We start from the raw sequence: 1005 nt of genomic DNA on the forward strand, positions 1-1005 counted from the left end.
TTCAATAATTCCCACAATCCAACAAACCCGACAAAAAACGTATAAATGCCATAGGTTATAGGATTTTTATCACAACTGTCAGCTTTAAAAGCAGCGATTACACCTTCAATGAAATGGGATATTAAAGCGATACTTCCTAGCCACAATACATAATAGAGGTTACTTGGTAGAGAGCTATGGGTTAACTGTAAATAAATATACCAAATTTCTAGACCTAAAGCGCAAGTAATTAAACTAGTAGATGTTATTTTAATTAGATAAAATAATTGCTTTTTCATGCTCAGATTATCCTGAAGTTAAACCCAGACTATAAACAAACTATTTTACCTATGTTACTATGATAGATAGCGTTTGTATCTGGGTGAACACAGGAATTGCCTTGCCCGTAGCGCTATATTCTCCCTATTGCCTGCTCCCTTTGCTATACTAAGAACGCCGTGGCACTAAGTTCAGCAAAACATCAGCAATAGCCTGGGAAATTGGTAAGCCAGGGCAAAGCTCAAGCCAGAAGAATTCTCCCACTGGATTGACCTCAAGAAATACATGGCGACCATCGGGAGTTAAAATAATATCAATCGCGCCATAGTTCAAGCCAAAGTAATCCATTAGCTTCAGCAACTTTTCTTCGAGATCCTGGGGCAACTGATAGGGCTGCCAAGCGTTTAGGGAATCAACGCCCCGTCGCCGCCAGTCATAACGAGCACCTGGAAACTGTTGAGAGTCTATCGAAGCAGTAAACACTTGCTTTCCGACAATTGTGGTTCGTAACTCTAGGGTCTTAGGGAGATGTTCCTGAAACGTCATTGGACAGAACCTTAATCCATCCAAGTTGTGCAAATCCTCTGGTTTGACAGGATTGGTAAACACTACTTGCTCCTGTCCCTGCTGATCATAGATGGCAAAGGATGAAAGCATTTTGGTAATTATGCCAGACTCACATTCTTTGGCAAATTCCACCACTGCGGCTGGATTATTAGTGGTCAGGTTAAGGGGAGTATCTATCCC

General features: G+C 41.3%; 1 protein-coding gene and 1 pseudogene. Both read right to left on the reverse strand.

What is annotated here, in order from left to right; all coding sequences use genetic code 11:
* Positions 1-278, reverse strand: a 278-nt coding sequence (locus F6K51_RS38235) for a hypothetical protein (protein ID WP_293031631.1), incomplete at its 3' end; no start/stop codon positions are given.
* A gap of 148 nt (positions 279-426) precedes the next feature.
* Positions 427-1005 (reverse strand): annotated as a pseudogene (locus F6K51_RS38240) (MvdD family ATP-grasp ribosomal peptide maturase); the annotation flags it as partial.

The sequence above is a fragment of the Moorena sp. SIO3I8 genome (genome assembly GCF_010692325.1).
In the GTDB taxonomy this organism is placed as follows: Bacteria; Cyanobacteriota; Cyanobacteriia; order Cyanobacteriales; family Coleofasciculaceae; genus Moorena.